The organism is Microbacterium sp. BE35, from assembly GCF_031457705.1.
GTDB classification, from domain to species: Bacteria; Actinomycetota; Actinomycetes; order Actinomycetales; family Microbacteriaceae; genus Microbacterium; species Microbacterium trichothecenolyticum.
The window spans coordinates 493,642-517,719 of sequence record NZ_JAVDXD010000001.1 but is presented as its reverse complement, the minus strand read 5'-3'; the positions used below and the strand labels follow the sequence as shown (position 1 = coordinate 517,719).

The window sequence follows — 24,078 nt, the reverse complement described above, 5'->3', positions numbered from 1 at the left end:
CGATGTCATGACGACAGCCGAAAGGGCCAATGAGCGGCTGGTGGACCACCGGGTGGCCCTCGGTGGCACGGTCGAGGCATCCCGACTCGCCGGACGACTGGGCCGATGGGCGCACGGCGACGGCACCCTGACCGTGCGGCTGGCTCAGGCGATCGCCGCGCTCATCGAGGGCGGCGAGCTGCGGCCCGGCGACCGGCTGCCCGCCGAGCGCGCCCTCGCGGGTGCGATCGCCGTCTCTCGGGGAACCGTCGTCGCGGCGTACGGGCTGCTGAGCGACGACGAGCTCGTCGAGCGCCGGCAGGGGAGCGGCACGCGCGTCGCCGGGCACATCGGAGCCGCCGTCCCCACCCGCGAGCGGACGGCGCGGGGCGAGAGCCTGTTCTCGGCCTCGCCCTCCGGGATCGATCTGCTGCGAGCCGTGCCGGCGATGCCGCAGCTCGTCATCGACCTCGTCCGCGCTCACACTCCCACGCTCGAGCCGGTCACTCTGGCCGAGACCGATCCCGCCGGTCTGCCGGTTCTGCGCTCCCGGCTGGCCACGCTCTTCGAGGAGGAGGGCACGCCGGCGACCGCGGCGCAGATCCTGGTGACCCACGGCGCGCAGCAGGCGATCAGCCTGGTCGTGGACGAGCTCGTCTCGCCCGGCGACGTCGTGCTCACCGAATCGGTGACCTGGCCCGGGCTCGCCGACTCGGTGCGCCGGCGCGGCGGACGCGTGCACGGCGTCACCATCGGTCCCGACGGGATCGACGTCGACGAGCTCGAGGCCGCGATCGTCGCGCTGCGCCCCGTGCTCATCGCCGTCAACCCTCACCACCACAATCCGACCGGCACCCGCATGCCCGGACCAGCCCGGCAGCGCGTGGCAGATCTGTCAGCGGAGTACGGCGTGCCGGTGCTCGAGGATCGCGTGCTCGCGCACGTCTCGTTCGACGGCGTGGTGCCGCCGACCCTGGCGGCGCTGCGTCCCGACGCGCCGGTGATCGTGGTCGACTCGCTGTCGAAGTGGTCGTGGTCGGGGCTGCGGATCGGATGGCTGCGCGCTGACCCCGTGCTGGTGCGGCGCCTGCGCGGTGTCCGTCAGCTGGTCGACCAGTCGACGAGCGTGCCCGCTCAGCTGCTGGCGCTCGACCTGCTCGACGAGGCCCGCGCACTGCGGCTCGCCACGTCGCAGACGCACGCGGTCGCCTCCGCGCACCTGCTCAGGCTGTTGGAGGAGCACCTTCCCGATTGGGAGGCGGCCCCGCCGCGGGGCGGCCTCACTCTGTGGGCGCGTCTGCCCGTCGGGTCGGCGACCGCGCTCGCCCGCATGGCCGCGATGCGCGGCGTCTCGGTCGCGGGCGGCACGGAGTTCACGGCATCCGTGATCTACGACGACCACATCCGCGTGCCGTACACCGCGCCCGAATCCGTGCTGGAAGAAGGGGTCGGCCGCCTCGGCGAGGCCTGGCGCGACTACCGGTCGCAGCTGTAGCGGTCAGCGACAGCTGCAGATTCCTGCGAGCGCGCCACAGATCGCCGCAGCACTTGCAGGGAAGTGCAGCTGTCGCGCGAGGGGAGCGGTCAGCGCCCGTTCTTCGGGCGGGACGAGACGTCGATGCGGTCCTGAGCGCCGAGCGACGACCATGCGCTCGCCGTGCCCTTCGCCGCGTGCTCGGAGGCGCGCACCGCGCGCTCGTCGGCCCAGGCGTTGAGCACGTGGCCGGAGTGACCGCGCACGTGTTCGAGCTCGACGTCGGGGAGGCCGGCCGCCCGCCGGGCGTCACGCGCGGCGATGAGCTGCTCGAGGATGTCGACGTTCTTCGTCGGCGCGCCCGTCGAGGTCTTCCAGCCGCGGCGGCGGTGGCCGTCCATCCACTTCGTGTACGTGTCGATCGCGTACTTGGAGTCGGCCTGCACGACCAGGTTCGCCACGTCGGCGTGATCCTCGATCGCCTTGAGCAGCCCGGTCAGTTCGCCGATGTTGTTGGTGCCCGAGGGGATCGATCCGGCGGCCCAGTGGCCGTCCTCGCCGACCCACGCCCACCCCGTCGGTCCGGGGTTGCCCTTGCAGGCTCCGTCGGTGGCAACGATGTAGCGGGTCGCGTCGGTCACTCGGGCAAGGCTACCCGGCCCGGGTCCCGTCCCCGGGCGCGTCGCGCCCTGCGCGCCACTCGGCCGCGAGCTGCGGCATCCGTTCCGCGAGATAGCGGAGGAAGTCCGCGATCTCGTGCGCCCGCGCGGCAGACGCGGGAGCCCCGGGGTTCTCGTCGGCGATGCGGTCCAGCGACGCCGCGAGCGTGCCGTACAGCGGCGCGTTCGCGGTGATCATGCCCGACCACGAGTCCTCGGCGAGGTCGTACCGGTCGCGCCGGTCGCCCGGGCGCGAGAGCCGGTGGATGAGCCGCATCGAGACGAGGTAGCGCACCGCACCCGACACGGCGGCCGCCGAGACGCCGAGGCGGTCGGAGAGGTCGGCGGCGGTGTACCCCTCATCGGGCGAGCCGGCGAGGGCCATCATGACCCGCGCCGGCATGCGTGGCATGCCCACGGCGGTGAGCATCGCCGCCGCCTGCTCCGCCGCCTCGGCGCCAGGGTGCTCGTTCGTCATCGCGGTCGCCTACCCGGCCGAGGCCAGCTCGCGCCGCCGCATGAGGGTGAGGGATGCCGCCGCCCCGACACCGACGGCGAGCACGAGCCACCACATCCCACGCAGATCCACTTCGCTGCCACTCGGCACCGGCGCGACCGAGAACGGCGACAGGTTCGTCACCCATTCCGGAAGGCCGAGGAGCGGTCCGAAGAGGCCGAAGACGATCGCGGCGGTGACGAGGGTCCAGCCGAGCGGGATCGTCCATCGCGGGGCGATCGTGAAGACGAGAGCGGTGAGGACGAGGAACACGGATGCGGCGATGACCTGCCCCCATGCGGCGACGAACGCGTCGCCTGCCAGGGCTGCGCCGTTGTCTAGGCTCGCGGCGCCGGCCCACGCCCCGACGAACGCCGCCGCACAGGTCAGGACGATGGCGACGAACCCCACGACGACGTAGTCGGCGAGCCACCGCACGCGCTGCACCGGTGTGGCGAGGACCGGCTCGGCGGTGCCGTGCGCCTCCTCCTGGCGAGCGCGGGCGACGGTCTGCACGCCGGCGCACGCGGCGAGGAGTCCCACCATGGTGAAGAAGACGACCACGACCGCCTGTTCGAGGTCGGCCTCTGCCGAGAGCGCCTTCAGCATGTCGGCGACGGCCGGGTTGTCCGCCCCCATCTCGTTCACGACCGAGCCGAGCGAGGTCGAGAGGGCGCCGGCGAAGAAGGCGCCCGCCATCCAGCCGATCGTCGAGCCGGTCGCGAGCCGCGCGACGAGCGCCGTCGGCGACGACAGGGTCGCGCCCGCGGCGGTGCGGCCCCGCCGCTCGGGCACGATGCTCGCGCCGAGGTCGCGCACGGTCTGGAGGGCCAGCGCCGCCCCCGCGAACACGACGAACGCGGCGAGGCAGAGGAACGCGGGCCACCACAGGTTCTCGTCGAACGCGCGAGTGTTCTCGGCCCATCCGAAGGGCGAGAGCCACGTCACCCACGAGCTCTGCATGTGGGTGAGATCGTCGCTCGGGGTTCCGAGGGCGTTGCCGATGCCGGCGATGAAGTACGAGACGACGAGCACCCACACCGCGAGCGAGTTCGCGCCCCGCGAGGTGCGCATGAGCTGCGCCGCCAGGAGCGCGACGCCGAGGTACGTCAGTCCGCCGCACGCGGCCGTGAACCCGGCGAGCCACGACCCCTCGGTGGGCGAGCCGCCGGCGAGGAAGGCGGCGGCCACGAGGACGCCCAGCACGACGTTGGCGAGCACGCCGTGGATGATCGTCGCGACCGTCGGCACGGACCTCCCCGCCGTCGTCGCCGCGACGGGTTCGAGGCGCCCCGCCTCCTCGTCGCCGCGCGTGTGGCGCACGGCGAGGAAGGTGCTCATGAACGCCGGCATCATCACCAGGAAGGGCATCAGAAGGAAGACGATGAAGGCCTGCTCGCCCGGCCCCGACGGCAGCCCGCGGAAGAGCAGGATGACCGGGTTGGCCATCACGGTGGCCAGCAGCGCCGTGCGCTCCTGCTCCGTGCCGTAGGTGTTCGCGGCGCCGGAGAGCCCCGCGAACGCGAGCGCCATCGTGCCGAAGATCCACAGCGTCAGCTGCAGCCAGTCCCGCCGCAGCCGCTGCGTCAGCAGCGCTGCGATCCGGCTCATCGTCCGTTCCTCTCCAGCACGGCGAGGTCGTCGCCGTAGTGGCGGAGGAACAGCTCCTCCAGCGACGGCGGCGCGACGCGCAGTCCCGCCACACCGAGGCGTGAGAGCTCGGGCAGCACACCGGAGACCTCATCGCTGTCGACGGTGAAGCGCACGCGGCCGTCTTCGACGAGCGTGTCGTGGGCCGCCGCGAGCGCAGCCACGGGCGCAGCATCCGTCCCCTCGAACGAGACCTCCGTGCGCGTGAGGTGACGCATGTCGGCGAGGGTGCCCGACTCGACGACGCGCCCCGCGCGGATGATCGAGACGCGATCGCACAGCTGCTCGACCTCGGAGAGGATGTGGCTCGACAGCAGCACGGTGGCGCCCGCCGCGTGCACGCGCGAGACCTCCCGCCGGAACATCACGTCCATGAGGGGGTCGAGGCCGCTCGTCGGCTCGTCGAGGATGTACAGGTCGGCGGGCACGGCGAAGGCGGCGATGAGCGCCACCTTCTGCCGGTTCCCCTTCGAATAGGCCCGGCCCTTCTTGCGCGGGTCGAACTGGAACGCCTCCATGAGACGCGCCTTCTCACCGGCATAGGCCTTGTCGTGGCGCGATGCTCCGCGCAGGCGCGCGAGCAGGTCGATCGCCTCGCCGCCCGACAGGTTCGGCCACACGCTCACATCGCCGGGGATGTACGCGACCCGCCGGTGGATCTTGACGGCGTCGCGCCACGGCTGGAGACCGAAGACGGATGCCTCGCCCCCGGTCTTGCGCGCGAGTCCCAGGAGGATCCGGATCGTGGTGGACTTGCCCGCCCCGTTGGGTCCGAGGAACCCGTGCACCTGGCCCTCGTCGACCGCGAGGTCGAGTCCGTCGAGGGCGTGGACGCGGCCGTAGTGCTTGGTGAGGCCGCTCGTGCGGACGACTGTGGTCATGGCGCCGACGGTACGCCCGATTCACAAATTGCTGAATATTCCTCACGCTTTCCTCACGGAGCCCACGTCGATCGGAGTTCAGGGGGGTGCTGCGGAAGCTGCACGTGTCGAACGCGCGTCGATATCGGGCGAAATCGCTACGGAGTCGAGTTTGTATACGAATAACCCTGCATTCCCTCCGCGAAGTGCGCATCGAGGATGTTTGTGTATACACTGGCCGAGGTGTCGAACGAGGAGGTGATGCGGATGCGAGCCAGTGACCGCGCATACGCGACCCTCCTCGACGAGATCCAGTCCGGCGTGCTGCGGCCCGGCGCCGTGCTCGGCGAGGTCGAGCAGGCCGCTCGTCTCGGTGTCAGTCGCACCCCCCTTCGCGAAGCGCTCGGCCGGCTCGCGGCCGACGGCCTTGTCGCGCAGCAGTCGCCGCGCGTCACCGTGGTCACCGCGATCGATGCCGACGACATCCGGGAGATCTTCGAGGTGCGCCGCGCCCTCGAGGAGTCCGCCGCGCGGCTCGCCGCGGAGCGCGGGGATGCCGCAGCCTTCGCGCAGCTCGCCCATGATTTCGCCCGAGTCGATCTCGACGGCCACGGCGCGGGAGCGGACGGGCGCGACGCCTACTACGCCCTGATCGCGGACTTCGACCTCGCCCTCGACGCCGCCGTCGCGAACGACTACCTCACCGCTGCGTTGCGCACGGTGCGCACGCATCTCGTCCGGGTGCGACGGCTCGCGCGCGACAATCCCGCCCGGCTCGCAGCATCCGTCGCCGAGCACCGGCTGATCGCGGCCGCGATCTCCACCCGCGACGCGGATCTCGCCGCCCACGCGACGCACGTGCACCTGCACAACGCGCTGCACAGCATCCTCGAATCCCTCACCGCTTCGACAGGCTCGGCGACCGGAGCACCAGCTGCTCCGGTCGTTGAGCCTGTCGGAGCGCGCCCCCGACTCTGAAAGGCCGGTCATGACCGTCATCCACCACCTCCGCGTCCACCGCAGCGACGAGCACCTCGCGCGCGAGGGGCAGCTCGCGTGGCACATCGCCGAAGTCGCCGCCGACCCCGTCGAGGTGGACCAGGACGTGATCGACATGATCATCAACCGCGTCATCGACAACGCGGCCGTGGCGGCGGCATCCCTCACCCGTGCTCCGGTGAGCGCCGCCCGCCAGCAGGCCCTCGACCACGCGGTGTCGGTCGGCGGCTCGGGAGCCACGGTGTTCGGCTGCGCGCTCGACCGCAAGACGAGCCCGGAGTGGGCGGCGTGGGCGAACGGAGTGGCCGTGCGCGAGCTCGACTACCACGACACGTTCCTTGCGGCGGAGTACTCGCACCCGGGCGACAACATCCCGCCGATCGTCGCGGTCGCCCAGCACGTCGGCGCCGACGGGGCGGCGCTGGTGCGCGGGCTCGCGACGGGCTACGAGATCCAGATCGACCTCGTGCGCGCCATCAGCCTGCACAAGCACAAGATCGACCATGTCGCGCACCTCGGCCCGTCGGCCGCGGCCGGCATCGGCACGCTGCTCGGCCTCGATGTCGAGACGATCTACCAGGCGGTCGGCCAGGCGCTTCACACCACCACCGCCACCCGCCAGTCCCGCAAGGGCGAGATCTCGACGTGGAAGGCGCACGCTCCGGCCTTCGCGGGCAAGATGGCGGTCGAGGCCGTCGATCGCGCGATGCGCGGCGAGACCTCGCCGAGCCCCATCTACGAGGGCGAGGACGGCGTCATCGCGTGGCTCCTGGACGGCCCGGATGCCTCGTACGACGTGCCGCTGCCGGGCGCGGGCGAGCCCAAGCGCGGCATCCTCGACTCCTACACGAAGGAGCATTCGGCCGAGTACCAGGCGCAGGCGTGGATCGACCTCGCCCGCAAGCTGCACGGCGAGCACCCCGAGCTGCTGGATCCCGCCAACGTCGAGGCGATCGTGCTGCACACGTCGCACCACACGCACTACGTGATCGGCTCGGGTGCGAACGACCCGCAGAAGTACGACCCCACGGCATCCCGCGAGACGCTCGACCATTCGATCCCGTACATCTTCGCGGTGGCGCTGCAGGACGGCGGCTGGCATCACGTCGACTCGTACACCCCCGAGCGCGCGGGCCGGGCCGACACGGTCGAGCTCTGGCAGAAGATCACCACAGCCGAGGACCCGGAGTGGACCCGCCGCTACCACTCGGAGGACCCGAACGAGAAGGCGTTCGGGGGTCGCGTCGAGATCCGCCTCACGAACGGCGAGACCATCGAGGACGAGATCGCCGTCGCCGACGCGCACCCGCTCGGCGCCCGGCCGTTCGTCCGCGAGGACTACGTGCGCAAGTTCCGGCTGCTCGCCGAGCCCGTGCTCGCGCCCGAGGAGATCGAGCGCTTCCTCGGGCTCGCAGAGCGTCTGCCCGACCTCACCGCCCAAGAGGTGCAGCAGCTCACGATCGTCGCCGCCTTCGGCGTGCTCGCGGGCGCTCCGGCTCCGAAGGGCCTGTTCTGATGCTGTACTCCACCATCCCCGCGCACGAGAAGCGGCGGCTCTTCCGCGAGCGGCTCGCATCGGGCGAGCTGCTGCGGTTCCCCGGTGCGTTCAATCCGCTCAGCGCCCGGCTCATCGAGCGCAAGGGCTTCGAGGGCGTGTACATCTCGGGTGCCGTGCTCAGTGCCGACCTGGGTCTTCCCGACATCGGCCTGACGACCCTCACCGAGGTCGCCGCGCGCGGCCAGCAGATCGCCCGCATGACCGACCTGCCCGCGATCATCGACGCCGACACCGGCTTCGGCGAGCCCATGAACGTCGCCCGCACGATCCAGACGCTCGAGGATGCAGGCCTTGCCGGCACCCACATCGAGGACCAGATCAACCCGAAGCGGTGCGGTCACCTCGACGGCAAGGCCGTGGTCGACGAGGACACCGCGATCAAGCGCATCCGGGCGGCCGCCGACGCGCGCCGCGACCCGAACTTCCTCATCATGGCCCGGACGGACATCCGCGCCGTGGAGGGGATGGATGCCGCGATCGACCGTGCGAAGGCGCTCGTGGACGCGGGGGCCGATGCGATCTTCCCCGAGGCGATGCGCACACTCGAGGAGTTCGCCGCGATCCGCGCCGCCGTGGACGTGCCGATCCTCGCCAACATGACAGAGTTCGGGAAGTCGGAGCTCTTCTCGGTCGACCAGCTGCAGAGCGTCGGCGTCAACATCGTGATCTGGCCGGTCTCACTCCTGCGGATCGCGATGGGCGCAGCATCCCGCGCGCTCGATACGCTCATCGACGATGGACACCTCACGTCCAAGCTCGGCGAGATGCAGCACCGCGCCGACCTCTACGACCTCATCGACTACGAGCACTACAACCACTTCGACCAGGACGTCTTCAACTTCCAGATCCAGCGCTGAGTCACTGACCCGAAGGAGCAGTCATGACCGAACCCGACATCAAGAAGGGCCTCGCCGGCGTCGTCGTGGACTACACGGCGGTCTCGAAGGTCAACCCCGAGACGAACTCGCTGCTGTACCGCGGCTATCCGGTGCAGGAGCTCGCGGCCACGCAGCCGTTCGAGGCCGTCGCCTACCTGCTGTGGCACGGCGAGCTGCCGACCGACGTGCAGCTCGCACAGCTGCGCGCGACCGAGCGCGCGTACCGGCACCTTCCCGCCGACGTGCGCGCCGCGATCGACCTCGTGCCGATCGATGCGCACCCGATGGACGAGGTGCGCACCGCGGTCAGCCTCATCGGCGCGCGCGACCTCGCCGGGACCGGCTCGGTGCTCGACGTGAGCGGGAGCGAGGAGGAGAACCTGGCGCGCAGCGTCCGCCTCTTCGCCATGCTTCCCGCGATCGTCGCCTACGGTCAGCGCCGCCGTCGTGGCCTGCAGCCGGTCGCGCCGCGTGACGACCTCGACTACGCCGCGAACTTCCTCTGGATGACGTTCGACGAGACGGCCGACGACGTCGTCGTCGACGCCTTCAACCGCTCGATGATCCTCTACGCCGAGCACTCGTTCAACGCCTCGACGTTCACCGCCCGTGTCGTGACGTCGACGCTCAGCGATCTCTACTCGGCCGTCGTCGCGGCGATCGGCGCGCTCAAGGGTCCGCTCCACGGCGGGGCGAACGAGGCCGTGCTGCACATCTTCGACGAGATCGGCACGGCCGAGAACGTCGGACCGTGGCTCGACCAGGCTCTCGCCGAGAAGCGCAAGATCATGGGCTTCGGCCACCGCGTGTACAAGCGCGGCGACTCGCGCGTGCCCACGATGAAGGCGGCGCTCGACACGCTCGTCGAGCACTACGACCGCCCCGACGTGGCCGCGCTGTACGACACGCTCGAGAGCGAGTTCGTAAGCCGCAAGGGCATATATCCGAATCTCGACTACCCTTCGGGGCCTGCGTACAACCTCATCGGCTTCGACACGCTCACGTTCACGCCCCTGTTCGTGGCTGCCCGCGTCACCGGATGGACCGCCCACATCATGGAGCAGCTCGCCTCGAACGCGCTCATCCGCCCGCTGTCGGAGTACAACGGCCCGGACGAGCGCCACATCGAGGGGTACGTCCCGGATGCTGCCCACCAGGCCACCGCCGACCGTGAAGAGGAAGCCGCGGGGTGAGGCCGTGAGCCTCTGGTTCGGCGACGTCGCGGCCATCGACCTCTCGGCGATGGCGCCGGGCACGCTCATCGAGCACCTCGGCATCGAGATCGTCGAGATCCGCGACGACGCGCTGGTCGGACGGATGCCGGTGGACCGCCGTTCCGTGCAGCCCGCGGGCGTGCTCCACGGCGGTGCATCGGTCGCGCTCGCCGAGACCCTCGCTTCGTGGGCCGGCTACCTCGCCGTGGACCGTGAACGGTTCCACGTCGTGGGCATGGAGATCAACGCCAACCACCTGCGCCCGATCTCCTCAGGCTGGGTCACCGGCACGGTGACGGCGATCAACGTCGGGCGCCGGGTGCACGTGTGGGAGATCCGCATCGCCGACGAGGCCGGGCGCCTCGTGTGCGTCTCGCGCTGCACGCTGGCGGTCATCGAGCAGCGCAGCACCTACGCGACTCCCGATGAGCGCGCCTGACGGCGGTGCTCAGAATGGCGGGTTCGTGTAGAGCGATGTCGAGCAGCCGATCTCGCCCGGCTCGAGCGAGATCTGCCGGAACCCCGGGTTCGTGACAGCGCCCGCCGCATCGCGGAAGACGAGGACGCACTCGCGCTCGGCGGGGATCCCGACCGCCGCGACGACGCCGCCGTCGGCGGCGGTCGTCTCGATGCGGATGAAGTCCTGCGGAAAAGCGTCCCGCAGAGCACGCTCGACGTCAGCCGCTGCGCCGTCACCGGCCACGATGGCGGCGATCCGGTCGCTGTCGGCCTGGGTGAGTTCGGGGCGGGGCGCCGGAGTCGGTCGCGCCGGAGCCGGCCCGTCGGGGCAGGGGATGTCGGAGGGCTGCGCCTGCTCGTACTGCTCCCACTCCAGACGGAAGCACCGTGTGGCCGATCCGCCGCCCGAGGCGAAGAGCTGCGTCGAGGACGACGGATCCACCTCGACCGCGACCCTGATGTCGATGGTCGCTCGGCTGCCCGCCGACTCTCCGGACCAGGCGATCGGCTCGACGAGCGCCGTCCCTGATCCGGTGTACACCGTTCCTTCGGGCACCCACCACGCGACCATCTCGAGCAACGTGATCTCGGGAGCGTTCGCCGAGTGCGCTCCGACGTCCGCGGCGACCTCCTCGGCCACGGCGCTGGCGCGGTCGTCGCCGCTGCTCAGGGGCCCGGCCGCGCACCCGGCGAGCACGAGCGACAGCCCGACCGCCAGGACGGCGGATGCCCGCGCCCGCTGCGGAACCGCCAGCGCGGCCCACGGGCCGGGCGCGGCCCACGGGCCGGGGGCGGCCCACGGGCCGGGGGTACTCGTGCCGCGATCGATCATCGGCCGATTCTGCCGTGCCATCGACGGACGCTCGCAGATTCTTGTCGGGTGTCGACAATCAGCTGCGGTGCGCTGTTGTCGGAGTGGAGTCGCGCGCTGCGACGGGGCGGTCCTCCACGTGCTCCAGGACGAAATAGAAGGCGCGGCCGCGGTCGTCGGTGTCGCGGCCGGTCATGACGCCCAACACCGTGTCGGGCCCCAGCCGCACGAAGTGGTCGATGATCGGCTGGCCGTCGTACACCATCGACGCGGTGGCGACGCCGTCGTGCACGATGGTGCGCAGGGTCGCGCCGCCGCGGGCGAGGTCTGTGTCCGCGAGGAGCGCCCCATCGTCGGTCTCGCACACGATGGGCGCGACGTCATCGTCGGAGCGGAAGAGCTTGCCGTACCACCGGCTGCGCTCGAGCAGTCGCCCGGCGCGGTGGTCGCGCGTCACTGCCCAGCCGTGCCACAGTCCGCGCAGCTGCGCCGTCCCGACCGCGGGAAGCGAACGCCACAGCGCCGCGAGGTCGTCGTCGGACACGCCCTCGCGGAGCCGGTCCACCAGTGAGCGGACGGATGCTGCGGCCGCAGCATCCGTCACCGTCACCGTCTCCATCTCGAGGACGGGCTTGACGAGGCGTCCTGCGCGGGCGTCGGCGATCGCGGCCTGCGCGTCGGCGAAGGCGTACGTGCCGACCAGCCGCTCGACGGGGAGCCGGCCGGCGCGCCACAGCGCCGCGAGCAGCGGAACGTCGCGGGCGATGTCGGCGTCGCCCTCGATCACGCCGGTGAGGGTGCGGCCCCACAGCAGACGCGACTGCGACACGGCCACGGGGTTGGCGCCCGGCTTGAGCGCGACCGTGGCGGCGATGCCGCGCGGCGCGACGGCGGCCAGGGCGGCGTCGATCGACGGCTGCGTGCCGGCGGTGTCGAGCACGTGGCTGAACGACGGGGCCGGGCGGAGCGCCGCGAGGTCGTCGGGGGCGATCACCTCGGTGGCGCCGACCTCGAGGGCGAGGGTGCGGCGCGCCTCGACCGGGTCGCTCACGACGATGCGCGCGACGCCCCGGTGCGCCGCAGCCATGACGGCCGCGAGCCCTGTGGTCCCGGCGCCCAGCACCAGCAGCGCGTCGCCGGGTGCCGGACGCAGCACGTTGAGCACGGTGCCGGCACCGGTGAGGATGCCGCAGCCCAGGGTCGCGGCCACCGCCCACGGCACATCGTCGCCGATCGGCACCGCGCTCGACTCGTGCACGACGATGCGGGTCGCCCACGACGACTGCGCCATCCACCCGGTGGTGACGTGCTCGCCGCCCGCGGTGGCCGCATCGGAGCGCGGCGCGTAATTGAGCTCGGCGAAGCGGTCGCAGTACGCGGGGTGCCCGTCGCGGCACGGGCCGCACGCACCGCACGAGCCGAAGCCGAGCACGACCCGGTCGCCGGGCCGCACGCGCGTGACCTCTGCGCCGACGGCTTCGACGATGCCCGCGCCCTCGTGCCCGAAGACGGCGGGGAAACGGTCGCCCGCGCCTCCGTCGATGCCGAACAGGTCTGTCGGGCAGACGCCGGATGCCATCACCTTCACGACGAGTTCGCGCGGGTCGGGGGATCGCAGGGCGACGTCCGTGAGCGCGACGGATCCGCCGCGCTCACGGACGAGCGCGGCCACAGCAGCTGTCATGGCCTACGCAGGGGTCAGCTCGCGGTCGGCTGCGCGCAGCGCGACCTTGTCGACCTTGCCGCCGGCGTTCCGGGGGAGTGCGGGCACGACGACGAGCGCTTTGGGCTGCTTGAAGCGCGCCAGCTTGTCGCTCAGCCACGCCTGCAGCCCGTCGATCGTGAGCTCCTCGCCCGGCGCCACGGCGACCGCCGCAACGGGCACCTCGCCCCAGCGCTCGTCGGCGCGGCCGTAGATCGCCGCCTCGAGGATCTTGGGGTGGGCGAACAGCACGTTCTCGACCTCGGCGCAGTAGATGTTCTCGCCGCCCGAGATGATCATGTCCTTCTTGCGGTCGACGACCCACACGAAGCCCTCGTCGTCCTGACGGACCAGGTCGCCCGAGTGGAACCAGCCGCCCTCGAACGCCGCGGCGGTCTCGACCGGCTTGCGCCAGTACCCCTTCATGAGGGTCGGTCCCCGATACACGATCTCGCCGACCTCGCCCGGGGCGACGTCGTTCATGTCCGCGTCGACGACGCGATACTGGATGGTCGGGATCGGCCTGCCGACCGAGCCGAGCTTGCGGAGGGAGTCCTCGCCGCGCAGCACGCACGTGATCGGGGAGAGCTCGGTCTGCCCGAATACGGCGACATTCGTCGCGTGCGGGAACGTGTCGGCCATCGCGTGCAGCAGCGTGTCGGACGCGGGAGCGGCGCCCCAGCTGATGATGCGCAGGTGCAGGTCGCGCTCGCCGATGGTCGGGTCGGCGCAGATCACCTGCCACTGCTGCGGCACGTTGAAGACGATCGTCGCCTTCTCGCGCTCCCACGCGTCGAGGAGCTCGGTGGCGTTGAACGCGCCGAGCGGGTGGATCACGGTCGGGATGCCGAGGATGAAGTTCGGCGCGATCGAGCCGAGGCCGGCGATGTGGAACAGCGGCGCCGTCAGGAACGAGATGTCGCTCTCGTCGACGACGTTGTTCGCGCGGATGCAGGTGATCGACTGCGCGTAGAGGTTGATGTGATCGAGCATCGCGCCCTTCGGACGGCCTGTGGTGCCCGAGGTGTACATGATGAGCGCGGTCGTGTCTTCGGGGATGTCCGGCGCCTCGAAGCCGTCGAGGTCTTCCGCGACGAGATCCGTCCACGAGTCCTGCCCCTCGCCGGCTTGCCCGATGACGATGACCCTCTTGATGCGGTCGGTGATGTGGGCGACGGCGCCGACGAGCGGGACGAGCGGCCCCTCGACGATGAGCACGTCCGCGTCGGCGTCGTCGACGATGTAGGCGATCTCCGGCGGGGTGAGCCGGATGTTGATCGGCACGGCGATCGCGCCGATCCGGTTGATGCCGAACACGGAGATCACGACCTCGGGGCGGTTCAGCGTCAGCAGCAGCACGCGGTCGCCGGCGGCGACGCCGCGGCGTGCGAGGGCTGCCGCGAACGCGTCGGTGCGGTCTCGCGTCTCGCGCCACGTCGTCGTCGCGCCGAGGAAGCGGAAGGCCGCAGCATCCGGCTTCATCTCGGCGTGCGCGGCGACCTGGTTCATCCAGTGGTTGCGCCGCGCGGATGCGGGGATCGCGGTGGGGGCGGAGTCGTTCATCGGGTGCCTCTCGTCACGTCATCGTCAACGGATGCCGCGACACTGCGACATCGGTGGCTGGTGTCGAGTATGCCAGGCCCGGAGCCGGATGTCACGACTTTTGTTAATGCAAATTCACATGTCCAGTGAGCCCGGAAGTGAACGCAGGGTCGCATTCGGAGCCTGCCCCCGGAGCCGCGAGTAGGCTGTCCGCATGCCCGCTGCCGCGCCCGCCTCCCGCACGAGGCCGCGGGACCGCAAGCGCCGCATCGAGGAAGCCGCCGCCCTGGCCTTCGCGCAGAACGGCTATCACGCCGTCGCCATGCAGGACATCGCGGCGGCCGTCGGCATCTCGGCGCCGGCGCTGTACCGGCACTTCCCGAACAAGTACGCGCTGTTCGTGCAGACCGCTTTCACCATCGCCCATCGCCTCATCGAAGACACCGATGCGGCCGCCGCACTTCCGCTCGACTCGGCCGATGAGGCGCACGCGGCCCTCGACGCGCTCGTCGACGCGGTCATCGCGACCACGGTCGAACTCCGCGCGACCGGCGGCATCTACCGATGGGAGGGCCGCTACCTCGAGCACGATGACCGCGAGCTGCTCACCTCCGAGTTCCGCCTGCTCCGTCAGCGGTTCGAGGCGGCGCACGTCGTCTACCGCCCCGACGTCGACGAGCCGGACCGCCGGCTGCTCGTCCTCGGCGCGCTGAGCGCGGTCGCGAGCATCACCGCGCATCGCACGGTGGTCGGCGCCCGCGCGCTGCGCAGCCTTCTGGCGGGAGCGGCGTGGCGTGCGCTCGACGGCTCGCTGCCGGCTCCCGACGCCATGACCGCGACGGATGCTGCGCCCCCGCCTCCGCCCGGCGACGAAGGCGCCTCCGAGCAGGGCCGCCGGGCGCGCCTCATCGACGCCGCGATCCGCCAGTTCGCCGCGCGCGGCTACAACGAGGTCACCATCGAGGACGTCGCAGTCGAGGTCGACCTCACCCCGTCCGGTGTCTACCGCCACTTCGACGGCAAGTCCGCGCTGCTGCTGGCCGCGTGCGATCGGGCCGCGGTGGAGCTCGAGCGCGCAGCACTGCACGCACGGGAGTCGGCTTCCTCGCCCGAGGATGCTCTGCGCCGCCTCTGCCGCGCGTACGTCGACCACACGTTCTCGCACCTCGCCCTCATGCGCATCTACTTCTCGGAGATCGGCAACCTCGCGCCCGACGAGCAGCGGCGCCTGCGCGCGATGCAGCGGGCGCACATCGCGGACTGGGCGGCGCTGCTGCAGGCCGTGCGTCCCGAACTCGGCGGGCGCGAGGCATCCGTCCTCGTCCATGCCGGGCTGGGCGTGGTCGCCGACCAGGCGCCGCTGCTCACGGTGCGCGACGAGGCGGCGGCTGCGCGGCTGACGCACCTGGTCGAGATCGTGCTTGGGATCGACGAGCGGTGACGCCCGGGGCCGGATCAGCGCGCCTTGCCGTGGAGCATCGGGATCATGCGCTCGACCATGTGCATGTCCTTCGGGGAGCGCTCGAGCGTCAGCAGGTTGAGCGCCGCCTTGCGGGTCTGGCGCGCGATCGACTTGGGCACGCTGAACTCGCGCAGGCCGTCGGCGCCGTGGATGCGGCCGAAGCCCGACCCCTTGACGCCGCCGAACGGCAGCGCGCCGATGGCCGCGAAGCCGAGCACGGAGTTGATCGTGACGACGCCGGCGCGCAGCTGCTTGGCGATGCGCTCGCCCTTCCTCGCGTCCTTCGTGAAGACCGCGGCCCCCAGCCCGTAGTCGGTCGCGTTGGCGCGGGCGACCGCTTCGTCGAGGTCGGCGACGGCGTTGATGACCACGGTCGGTCCGAAGGTCTCGCGCTGTACGGCGTCGGAGTCCTCGGGGACGTCGACCAGCACGATGGGCGACACGGTGCGCTCGGCGACCGACTCGGGGCCGCCGAACACCGCCTTGCCACCGCGGGCGAGCGCGTCTTCGACGTGGGCGGCGACGACACCCGTCTGGGTCGCCAAGGTCATCGGCCCGTACGTCGGGGCGTCGCCGGTCACGACGACCCGCTTCGCGCGCTCGACGACCTTGTCGACGAGCGCATCGCGCACGCGCTGCTCGACGTAGACGCGCTCGACGCCGACGCACGTCTGACCCGCGTTGCCGAGAGCGCCGAACGCGATGAAGTCGGCCGCGGCGTCGAGGTCGGCATCCGTCGCGACGATCAGCGCGTCCTTGCCTCCGCACTCGGCGACCAGTGGGGTGAGGGTCTCGGAGCACGCGGCCATGACCTTCTTCGCGCTGGCGGTCGAGCCGGTGAACGCGACCTTGTCGACGCCTGCGCGCACCAGGTTCGCGCCGGTCGCCCGGCCGCCGGTCACGACCTGCAGCACCGGGCGATCGCACACCTCGCGCCACTTGTCGGCGACCCACACGGCGGTGCCGGGCGTCAGCTCGCTCGGCTTGAAGACGACGGCGTTGCCGGCCGCGAGCGCGTACGAGATCGAGCCCATCGGCGTGTAGAACGGGTAGTTCCACGGGCCGATGACGCCGACGACGCCGTAGGGCACGTACCCGAGCGTCGCGTGCTGGTTGTAGTTGACGAGCCCTGCCTTGACCTTGCGCCGCTTGAGCACGGGCTCCGCATTCTTAGCCGCCCAGTCGAGGTGACCGAGCGTGAGCATCACCTCGAGGAGCGCATCGCCGTCGGGCTTGCCGGTCTCGCGCGCGATCGTCGCGGCCAGCGCTTTCGCATCGCGCGCGATGGCCGCCTTGAATGCGACCAGCACGCGCCGGCGCTCGCCGAACGCGAGGCCCGCCCACCATGCCGCCGCTTCGCGGGCTCGGTAGACGGCGTGCCGCACGTCGTCGGCGGACGACACCGGGTACGAGGCGATCGGACTGCCGTCGCGCGGGTCGGTGGTGGTGAGGACAGAGGTGCCGTCGTCGTGCAGGAGGGTCATGTCGGGTCGTTTCCATCTCGTCGCCGAGACTCGTCATCGAGGGCCGGAAGTGAATGGCGATTCACAGTATCGCCGCCGCGTTCACGCCGCAAGGGGCTGTCCGAAGATTTTCGAATCCTAGTTAGAATGTGAGGAACGAGAGGGGGCCGGGTGTCGCAGAGCAGCGAGGACGGTGCGACGGCGAAATCGCAGCGCACGCGTCAGCGCATCCTCGACGCCGCCGCGCAGGTGCTCAGTCGCAAGGGCTACGCCGGCACGCGGCTGACCGACGTCGCCGACGTCGCCGGCGTGCAGGCCCCCGCGATCTACTACTACTTCGGCTCGCGCGACGACCTCGTCGAAGAGGTGATGTGGGCCGGCGCGCACCGCGTGCGCGTACACGTCGAAGAGGTGATCGCGGCGCTGCCCGACGACGCCACGCCCCTCGACCGCATCCTCGCGGCGGTCGACGCGCACCTGCGTTATGAGCTGCAGATCTCGGACTATACGACGGCGTCCGTCCGCAACGCGGGGCAGGTGCCCGAGCATCTGCGCGTGCGCCCCGCCGCCGAAGAGGCGTCCTACAGCCGCATCTGGCGCGACCTCTTCCACGCCGCGCAGGATGCCGGCCAGCTCCGGCCCGACCTCGACATCAACATCTTCCGCCTGCTGCTCCTGGGCTCGATGAACTGGGCCGTGGAGTGGTGGAACCCCCGCACCCGCAGCCTCGACGACCTCGTCCGTCAGACCCAGGACCTCGTCCGCCACGGCGCCGGCGCTTGACCCCGCCCCGTAGACCCCGCAGCCTCCGCTGTTCCGCAGTCACTTTGTGAGGGTCGCGCGGCGTCTGGCCCGCACAACGTGACTGCGGAACAGATCTGTCCGGTGTTCCGCAGTCACTTTGTGAGGGTCGCGTGGCGTGTGGGCCGCAACTTGTGACTGCGGAGCGGGGCGGGGGACGGCGACGGGGGACGGATGCCTCTGCCCGAGGCATCCGTCCCGGGGGGGGGGGGGGGGGGATTCCGCCGTCACGCGAACAGCGACAGGCGCTGCGACAGGACCTCGTAGGCCTGGGACACCGTGCGGCGCACGACCTCGCCGGCGGGCGGGATGTCGTGGATGAGGCCCTGCACCTGGCCCACGGTCCAGATGCCGGCGTCGAGGTCGCCGTTCTCGAAGACCTTCCGGCCGCGGGCGCCCGCAACGAGTTCGCGCACGTCGGGGAACTTGCCGCCCTCGGCGAGGATGCGCACCACTTCGTCCGACACCGCGTTCTTCGCGACGCGTGCGGTGTTGTGCAGCGACCGGAAGATGAGGTTCGTGTCGAGCTCGCTCGCCTCGACGATGCGCTCCTTCACCGCCCGCGCCACGGGCGACTCCTCGGTGCACATGAACCGCGAGCCCATGTTCACGCCGTCGGCGCCGAGCACGAGCGCCGCGGCGAGACCTCGGCCGTCAGCGAACCCTCCAGAGGCGATGAACGGGATGCTGAGGGCATCCGCCGCGGCCGGGATCAGGACGAGCCCCGGCACATCGTCTTCCCCGGGGTGGCCCGCACACTCGAATCCGTCGATCGACACCGCCGTCACGCCGACCTTCTCGGCCTTGAGCGCGTGCCGGACCGACGTGCACTTGTGGATGACGCGCACCCCGTGCTCGCGGAACATGTCCATGTGCGGCTCGGGGTTCGCACCCGCCGTCTCGACGATCGTCACCCCGGCGTCGATGATCGCCCGGCGGTACTCGTCGTAGGGCGGCGGGGTGATCGACGGCAGGATCGTGAGGTTGACGCCGAACGGCTTGTCGGTGAGAGTGCGCGCGCGCTCGATCTCCTTCACGAGGTCGGCCGGCGTCGGCTGGGTGAGGGCGGTGATCATGCCGAGCCCGCCCGCCTCCGACACCGCCGCGGCGAGCTCGGCGCGCCCGACCCACATCATGCCGCCCTGCACCACGGGGTGCTCGATGCCGAGCGCCTCGGTGAAGCGCGTGCGCAGGCGCGCGCGTCTCGTATCGTCGCTGCGCTCCCGGCTCAGCGACCGGGAGGAATCGGTCGCCCCGCCGGCGGGGCGCGACGACGCGGGACCAGGGGTGGGTGAGCCGGCGAAGCCGGAAGACCCAGGCTCATCGGTCGCTGAGCGAGCGACGCGAGACGAAACGCCCACGACTGCGTCCTCACTCATAGGTCTCACCCGCCTCCGCCTTCGCGATGAGGGAGGCAGGCGGAAGGAACCGGTCGCCGTACCGCTGCGCCAACTGGCGCGATCGGGCGATGAAGCCGTGGAGCCCGCCGTCGTACTGATTGATGTACTGCAGCACGCCTCCCGTCCACGCCGGGAAGCCGATGCCGTAGATCGACCCGATGTTGGCGTCGGGCACCGAGGTGAGCACGCCGGCGTCGAGGCACGCGATGGTGTCGAGGGCCTCGGCGAACAGCATCCGTTCCTGCAGGTCCTCGAAGGGGAGGACCGTGCGTCCCGAGCCGTACTTCTCGCGCAGGCCCGGCCAGATGCCGACGCGCCGGCCCGACTCGTCGTACTCGTAGAAGCCGCCGCCCGCGCGTCGCCCGGGGCGCTCGGCGTCGACGACCATCCAGTCCATCACTGCTTCGGACGGATGCTCCACCCACACCGCTCTGGAGGCCTCTTCGGCGGCGCGCGTCTCGAGGCGGATGCTCCGTGAGAGCGAGATGGTCAGCTCGTCGAGGAGCTGCAGCGCGCCCGCCGGGTACCCGGCCTGCAGTGCCGCCTGCTCGACCGACGCGGGCTCTACGCCCTCGCCGACCGCCGCGACAGCCTCGGCGATGAACCGGCCGATGACGCGCGACGTGAAGAAGCCGCGGGCGTCGTTGACGACGATCGGCGTCTTGCGGATCTGCTGCACGTAGTCGAACGTCTTCGCGAGCACCTCGTCGCTGGTGCGCTCGCCGCGGACGATCTCGACCAGCGGCATCTTGTCGACGGGGGAGAAGAAGTGGATGCCGATGAAGTCGTCGGTGCGCTCCACGCCTTCCGCGAGCAGGGTGATCGGCAGCGTCGAGGTGTTCGAGCCGAGCACGGCGTGGGGCAGGGCGACGTGCTGGATCTCCTCGAACACGCCCTGCTTGACCGGAACGGACTCGAACACGGCCTCGATCACGAAGTCGACGCCGGCGAAGTCGGCCGGGTCGGCGGTCGGTGTGATGCGCGCGAGCAGCGCCTCGGACGTCGACGCCGTCGTGCGGCCGCGTGCGAGCGCCTTGTCCTCCAGCGCCCGCGAGTAGTCCTTGCCCTTCTCTGCCGCCTCGAGGGTGACGTCCTTCAGCACTACCTCGATGCCCGCCTTCGCCGACACGTACGCGATCGCGGCGCCCATCATGCCCGCGCCGATCACGCCGACCTTCTTCGCCCGGTACTTCGGGAAGCCGCCCGGGCGCGAACCCCCGGCGTTGATGTGCCCGAGATCGAAGAAGAACGCCTTGATCATGTTCTTCGCGACCTGGCCGTGGGTGAGCTCGACGAGGTAGCGGGTCTCGACCTTCGACGCCGTCTCGAAGTCGACGTACGCGCCCTCGACCGCCGCGGCCATCGCCGCGCGGGGTGCGGGAAGCGGCGCGCCCTTCAGTTGCTTGCGCAGCGAGGCCGGGAACGCCGGCAGTGCACCCGCGAGCGACGGCGAGTTCGGCGCGCCGCCGGGGATGCGGAAGCCCTTCACATCCCACGGCTTCACGGGCGCCGGGTTCGCGGCGATCCACGCCTTGGCGGCCGGCACGAGCTCGTCCGCCGACGGCACGAGCTCGTCGACGATGCCCACCGCGAGGGCGTCCGACGGCGAGAACTTCGTCGCCGGCAGGATGACGTCGGTCAGCGCCTTCTGCAGCCCGAGCATGCGCACGAGGCGCGTGATGCCGCCGCCGCCGGGCAGGAGGCCGAGCGACACCTCGGGCACTCCGAACTGCGCGCCCCGCACGTCGGCGGCGATGCGATGGTGCGCCGCGAGGGCGACCTCGAGGCCGCCGCCGAGCGCCGTGCCGTTCATCGCCGCGACGACGGGCTTTCCGAGCACCTCGAGGCGGCGCAGGTCGGCCTTGACGGCGTCGATGTGGGCCGTCTCCTCCGCGGCCCGCGAAGGGTCCGCGGCGCGCAGCAGGTTCAAGTCGCCGCCGGCGAACCAGCTCTTCTTCGCCGACACCAGGATGACCCCGCGGACGTCGTCGCGCTCCGCTTCGAGCCGGTCGGCTGTCGCCTTCAGCGCCGTGACGAAGTGCGGGTTCATGGTGTTGACGCTGCTGTCGGGGTCGTCGAGCGTGATGACGACGTCGCCGTCGGCATCCTGCTCCCACGCGTATCCCTGGTACACGGCCGTGTCGTCGATCGTGGTGCTCATAGGTGTTCTCTTTCCGTGAGATCGGTGGAGACGGATGCCGGGGCTCAGACCCGCTCGATGACGGTGGCGATGCCCATGCCGGCGCCGACGCACAGCGTCGCGAGGCCGCGCTTCTGGTCGCGGCGCTCGAGCTCGTCGAGGAGGGTGCCGAGGATCATGGCGCCGGTGGCGCCCAGAGGGTGGCCGAGCGCGATGGCGCCGCCGTTGACGTTGACCTTGTCGTGCGGGATGTCGAGGTCCTTCATCCACTTCATGACGACGGCGGCGAACGCCTCGTTGAGCTCGAAGAGATCGATATCGGATGCGGCGAGCCCCGCCCGATCGAGCGCCTTGAGCGTCGCCGGTGTCGGGCCCGTGAGCATGATCGTCGGCTCGGAGCCGGTGACGGCGGTCGACACGATGCGGGCGCGGGGCGTGAGGCCGAGGCGCTCGCCGGCCTCCTTGCTGCCGATGAGCATGAGGGCGGCGCCGTCGACGATGCCGGACGAGTTGCCCGCGGTGTGCACATGGTCGATGCGTTCGACGGCGTGGTACTTCTGTGTCGCGACGGCGTCGAAGCCGGCGTTCTCGCCGAGCGCGGCGAAGGCCGCGGGGAGGTTGCCGAGCCCGGAGGTGTCGGGGCGACGGTGCTCGTCGGTGTCGAGCAGGGTCACGCCGTTCTGGTCGCGCACCGGCACCACCGACCCCCCGAACCGGCCTTCACGCCACGCGGTGTCGGCGCGGCGCTGCGACTCGGCGGCATACGCGTCGACGTCGGCGCGCGAGAAGCCCTCGAGCGTCGCGATGAGGTCGGCGCTGATCCCCTGCGGTACGAAGTACAGGTCGTAGTTGGTGGTCGGGTCCTGCGCGTATGCTCCGCCGTCCGAGCCGATCGGCACGCGCGACATCGACTCGACGCCCCCGGCGAGCACGAGGTCCTCGAAGCCGGATGCCACCTTCTGCGCCGCCACGTTCACGGCCTCGAGGCCCGACGCGCAGAAGCGGTTGAGCTGCACGCCCGCCACGGTCTCGGGAAGGCCAGCCACCAGCGCGGCCGTGCGGGCGATGTCGCCGCCCTGCTCGCCGACCGGCGAGACCACCCCCAGCACGATGTCGTCGATGAGCGCAGGGTCGACCCCGGGGTTGCGCTCGAGGACCGCGTGGATGAGCCCCACGACCAGGTCGACCGGCTTGGTGCCGTGCAGGGCGCCGCCGCGGTTCCTGCCGCGCGGGGTGCGAACCGCGTCGTAGATGTATGCGTCAGCCATGTGGCCTCTCCTCACAGTCCGAGGCCCCGGCCGACGATCTCTTTCATGATCTCGGTCGTGCCGCCGTAGATGGTCGTGATGCGCGCGTCCTCGTAGTCGCGCGCGATGCGGTATTCGCGCATGTAGCCGTAGCCGCCGTGAAGCTGCAGGCAGCGGTTCACCACGTGCACGAGCTGCTCGGTGGTCCAGAACTTGGCGGCCGCCGCGTCCTCGGCCGAGAGCTCGCCGGCCGAGTGCAGTCGGATGCACCGGTCGATGTACGCGCGGCTGACATCGGTCGCGGTCACCATGTCGGCCAGCTCGAACCGGGTGTTCTGGAACGACCCGATCGGCTTGCCGAAGGCCTTGCGGTCCTTGACGTAAGCCAGCGTGCGCTCGAGCACGCCCTCGCTGGCGGCCACCGCCGCGGCCGCGATCGACAGGCGCTCCTGCGGCAGGTTGCGCATGAGGCCGAAGAACCCGTCGCCTTCCGCGCCGAGCAGGTTCGCGGCCGGCACGCGTACGTCTTCGAAGACGAGTTCGCTCGTGTCCTGGGCATGCAGCCCGACCTTGTCGAGGTTGCGCCCGCGCGAGAATCCGGGGGAGCCGGCCTCGATCACCAGCAGGCTGAGCCCGCGGTGCGGGTCGTCGCTCGTGCGCACGGCGGTCACGACGAGGTCGGCGTTCTGGCCATTCGATATGAAGATCTTCGAGCCGTTGACGATGTAGTCCTCGCCGTCGCGCACCGCGGAGGTGCGGATGCCCGACAGGTCGCTGCCGGTGCCGGGCTCGGTCATCGCAACGGCGACGATGAGCTCGCCGGCGGCGATGCCGGGCAGCCACTGCTGCTTCTGCTCGTCACTCGTGAGGTCGGTGAAGTACGGGATCACGATGTCGTTCGACAGCGCGATGCCCGCCATGCCGTCCGAGACGGGGTTGTGCGCGAGCTCCTCGCCCATGATCGCGTGGAACCGGAAGTCGTCCGCCCCGCCGCCGCCGTACTCCTCCGCGATGGCGAAGCCCAGGATGCCGGCCTCCGCCGCCTTCGTGAACAGCCAGCGGTCGACCTTTCCCTCGGCGCTCCAGCGGTCGGCGTTCGGCCTGGCGTACTGCTCGACGAACGCCCGCACCACCTCGCGGAACTGTTCGTGGTCCTCGTCGTAGATGTCTCTCTTCAGCGTCATCGCCGAACCTCCGTGTCGCGGATGCGGCGTCCTCGCCGCACGCATGTTTTTATTATGCATTAGAAACTGGATGCTGCAACCGGGCCTATCCCGCCGGATC

At 71.0% G+C, this 24,078-nt stretch carries 20 protein-coding genes; 8 read left to right on the top strand and 12 right to left on the bottom strand.

Features of this window, described 5'->3' with window-relative positions; translation table 11 throughout:
- The first annotated feature begins 7 nt into the window (after nt 1-7).
- The gene (locus J2Y46_RS02225) at nt 8-1,474 is read left to right on the top strand and encodes a PLP-dependent aminotransferase family protein (RefSeq protein WP_310239925.1); all 1,467 of its coding nucleotides are present in this window, start codon (nt 8-10) and stop codon (nt 1,472-1,474) included.
- A gap of 89 nt (nt 1,475-1,563) precedes the next feature.
- Here the strand turns inward: J2Y46_RS02225 and J2Y46_RS02220 are convergent, their stop codons facing one another.
- Genes J2Y46_RS02220 through J2Y46_RS02205 form a run of 4 tightly spaced genes read right to left on the bottom strand, consistent with a single transcriptional unit; the run spans nt 1,564 to nt 5,139 of the window.
- The gene (locus J2Y46_RS02220) at nt 1,564-2,094 is read right to left on the bottom strand and encodes a ribonuclease H (protein WP_045298408.1); all 531 of its coding nucleotides are present in this window, start codon (nt 2,092-2,094) and stop codon (nt 1,564-1,566) included.
- Nucleotides 2,095-2,104: 10 nt separating this feature from the next.
- Nucleotides 2,105-2,590, bottom strand: a complete 486-nt coding sequence (locus tag J2Y46_RS02215) for a GbsR/MarR family transcriptional regulator (RefSeq protein WP_045298406.1) — start codon at nt 2,588-2,590, stop codon at nt 2,105-2,107.
- Between the two features lie 9 nt (nt 2,591-2,599).
- Nucleotides 2,600-4,219 carry a polyketide antibiotic transporter gene (locus tag J2Y46_RS02210; RefSeq protein WP_310239922.1) on the bottom strand — a complete coding sequence of 540 codons (1,620 nt, stop codon included), beginning with the start codon at nt 4,217-4,219 and terminating at the stop codon, nt 2,600-2,602.
- The gene (locus J2Y46_RS02205; protein WP_310239920.1) at nt 4,216-5,139 is read right to left on the bottom strand and encodes an ABC transporter ATP-binding protein; all 924 of its coding nucleotides are present in this window, start codon (nt 5,137-5,139) and stop codon (nt 4,216-4,218) included. The genes J2Y46_RS02210 and J2Y46_RS02205 overlap by 4 nt, the downstream gene beginning before the upstream one ends.
- A gap of 246 nt (nt 5,140-5,385) precedes the next feature.
- Between J2Y46_RS02205 and J2Y46_RS02200 the strand changes: the two genes are divergently transcribed.
- From J2Y46_RS02200 to J2Y46_RS02180, 5 genes are read left to right on the top strand one after another with little or no spacing between them, the layout of a single operon-like run.
- On the top strand, nt 5,386-6,096 hold the full coding sequence (locus J2Y46_RS02200) for a GntR family transcriptional regulator (RefSeq protein ID WP_045298699.1): 711 nt from the start codon (nt 5,386-5,388) through the stop codon (nt 6,094-6,096).
- 10 nt (nt 6,097-6,106) lie between these two features.
- Nucleotides 6,107-7,633, top strand: a complete 1,527-nt coding sequence (locus tag J2Y46_RS02195) for an MmgE/PrpD family protein (RefSeq protein WP_045298400.1) — start codon at nt 6,107-6,109, stop codon at nt 7,631-7,633.
- Nucleotides 7,633-8,532: a methylisocitrate lyase gene (gene prpB / locus J2Y46_RS02190; RefSeq protein WP_045298397.1), complete on the top strand. Its 900-nt coding sequence runs from the start codon at nt 7,633-7,635 to the stop codon at nt 8,530-8,532. The genes J2Y46_RS02195 and prpB overlap by 1 nt, the downstream gene beginning before the upstream one ends.
- A gap of 23 nt (nt 8,533-8,555) precedes the next feature.
- Nucleotides 8,556-9,746 (top strand): bifunctional 2-methylcitrate synthase/citrate synthase, encoded by a 1,191-nt coding sequence (locus J2Y46_RS02185; RefSeq protein ID WP_045298395.1) that lies wholly within the window; start codon nt 8,556-8,558, stop codon nt 9,744-9,746.
- 4 nt (nt 9,747-9,750) lie between these two features.
- A complete protein-coding gene (locus J2Y46_RS02180; protein ID WP_045298392.1) occupies nt 9,751-10,206 on the top strand; it encodes a hotdog fold thioesterase in 456 nt (151 codons plus the stop codon).
- A gap of 9 nt (nt 10,207-10,215) precedes the next feature.
- Here J2Y46_RS02180 and J2Y46_RS02175 read toward each other — a convergent pair whose 3' ends face one another.
- Genes J2Y46_RS02175 through J2Y46_RS02165 form a run of 3 tightly spaced genes read right to left on the bottom strand, consistent with a single transcriptional unit; the run spans nt 10,216 to nt 14,302 of the window.
- Entirely contained in the window at nt 10,216-11,058 is an 843-nt protein-coding gene (locus tag J2Y46_RS02175; RefSeq protein WP_310239916.1) for a hypothetical protein, read from the bottom strand.
- Nucleotides 11,059-11,116: 58 nt separating this feature from the next.
- A complete protein-coding gene (locus tag J2Y46_RS02170; RefSeq protein ID WP_310239915.1) occupies nt 11,117-12,721 on the bottom strand; it encodes an alcohol dehydrogenase catalytic domain-containing protein in 1,605 nt (534 codons plus the stop codon).
- Between the two features lie 3 nt (nt 12,722-12,724).
- On the bottom strand, nt 12,725-14,302 hold the full coding sequence (locus tag J2Y46_RS02165; protein WP_310239913.1) for a long-chain-fatty-acid--CoA ligase: 1,578 nt from the start codon (nt 14,300-14,302) through the stop codon (nt 12,725-12,727).
- Nucleotides 14,303-14,495: 193 nt separating this feature from the next.
- On the opposite strand from J2Y46_RS02165, the gene J2Y46_RS02160 reads away from it, so the two are divergent.
- Complete coding sequence (locus J2Y46_RS02160; protein ID WP_310239911.1) at nt 14,496-15,722, top strand: TetR/AcrR family transcriptional regulator; 1,227 nt, start codon at nt 14,496-14,498, stop codon at nt 15,720-15,722.
- A gap of 14 nt (nt 15,723-15,736) precedes the next feature.
- Here J2Y46_RS02160 and J2Y46_RS02155 read toward each other — a convergent pair whose 3' ends face one another.
- Nucleotides 15,737-17,227 carry an aldehyde dehydrogenase family protein gene (locus tag J2Y46_RS02155; RefSeq protein ID WP_310239909.1) on the bottom strand — a complete coding sequence of 497 codons (1,491 nt, stop codon included), beginning with the start codon at nt 17,225-17,227 and terminating at the stop codon, nt 15,737-15,739.
- Nucleotides 17,228-17,377: 150 nt separating this feature from the next.
- On the opposite strand from J2Y46_RS02155, the gene J2Y46_RS02150 reads away from it, so the two are divergent.
- A complete protein-coding gene (locus J2Y46_RS02150) occupies nt 17,378-17,989 on the top strand; it encodes a TetR/AcrR family transcriptional regulator (protein ID WP_045298384.1) in 612 nt (203 codons plus the stop codon).
- Between the two features lie 245 nt (nt 17,990-18,234).
- Here the strand turns inward: J2Y46_RS02150 and J2Y46_RS02145 are convergent, their stop codons facing one another.
- Genes J2Y46_RS02145 through J2Y46_RS02130 form a run of 4 tightly spaced genes read right to left on the bottom strand, consistent with a single transcriptional unit; the run spans nt 18,235 to nt 23,972 of the window.
- Nucleotides 18,235-19,386 (bottom strand): nitronate monooxygenase, encoded by a 1,152-nt coding sequence (locus J2Y46_RS02145; RefSeq protein ID WP_310239905.1) that lies wholly within the window; start codon nt 19,384-19,386, stop codon nt 18,235-18,237.
- Nucleotides 19,379-21,568, bottom strand: a complete 2,190-nt coding sequence (locus J2Y46_RS02140; RefSeq protein ID WP_310239903.1) for a 3-hydroxyacyl-CoA dehydrogenase NAD-binding domain-containing protein — start codon at nt 21,566-21,568, stop codon at nt 19,379-19,381. Before J2Y46_RS02140 ends, J2Y46_RS02145 begins: the two co-directional genes overlap by 8 nt.
- A gap of 44 nt (nt 21,569-21,612) precedes the next feature.
- Entirely contained in the window at nt 21,613-22,815 is a 1,203-nt protein-coding gene (locus tag J2Y46_RS02135) for an acetyl-CoA C-acetyltransferase (protein ID WP_310239901.1), read from the bottom strand.
- Between the two features lie 11 nt (nt 22,816-22,826).
- Entirely contained in the window at nt 22,827-23,972 is a 1,146-nt protein-coding gene (locus J2Y46_RS02130; protein ID WP_310241072.1) for an acyl-CoA dehydrogenase family protein, read from the bottom strand.
- Between the last annotated feature and the right edge of the window lie 106 nt (nt 23,973-24,078).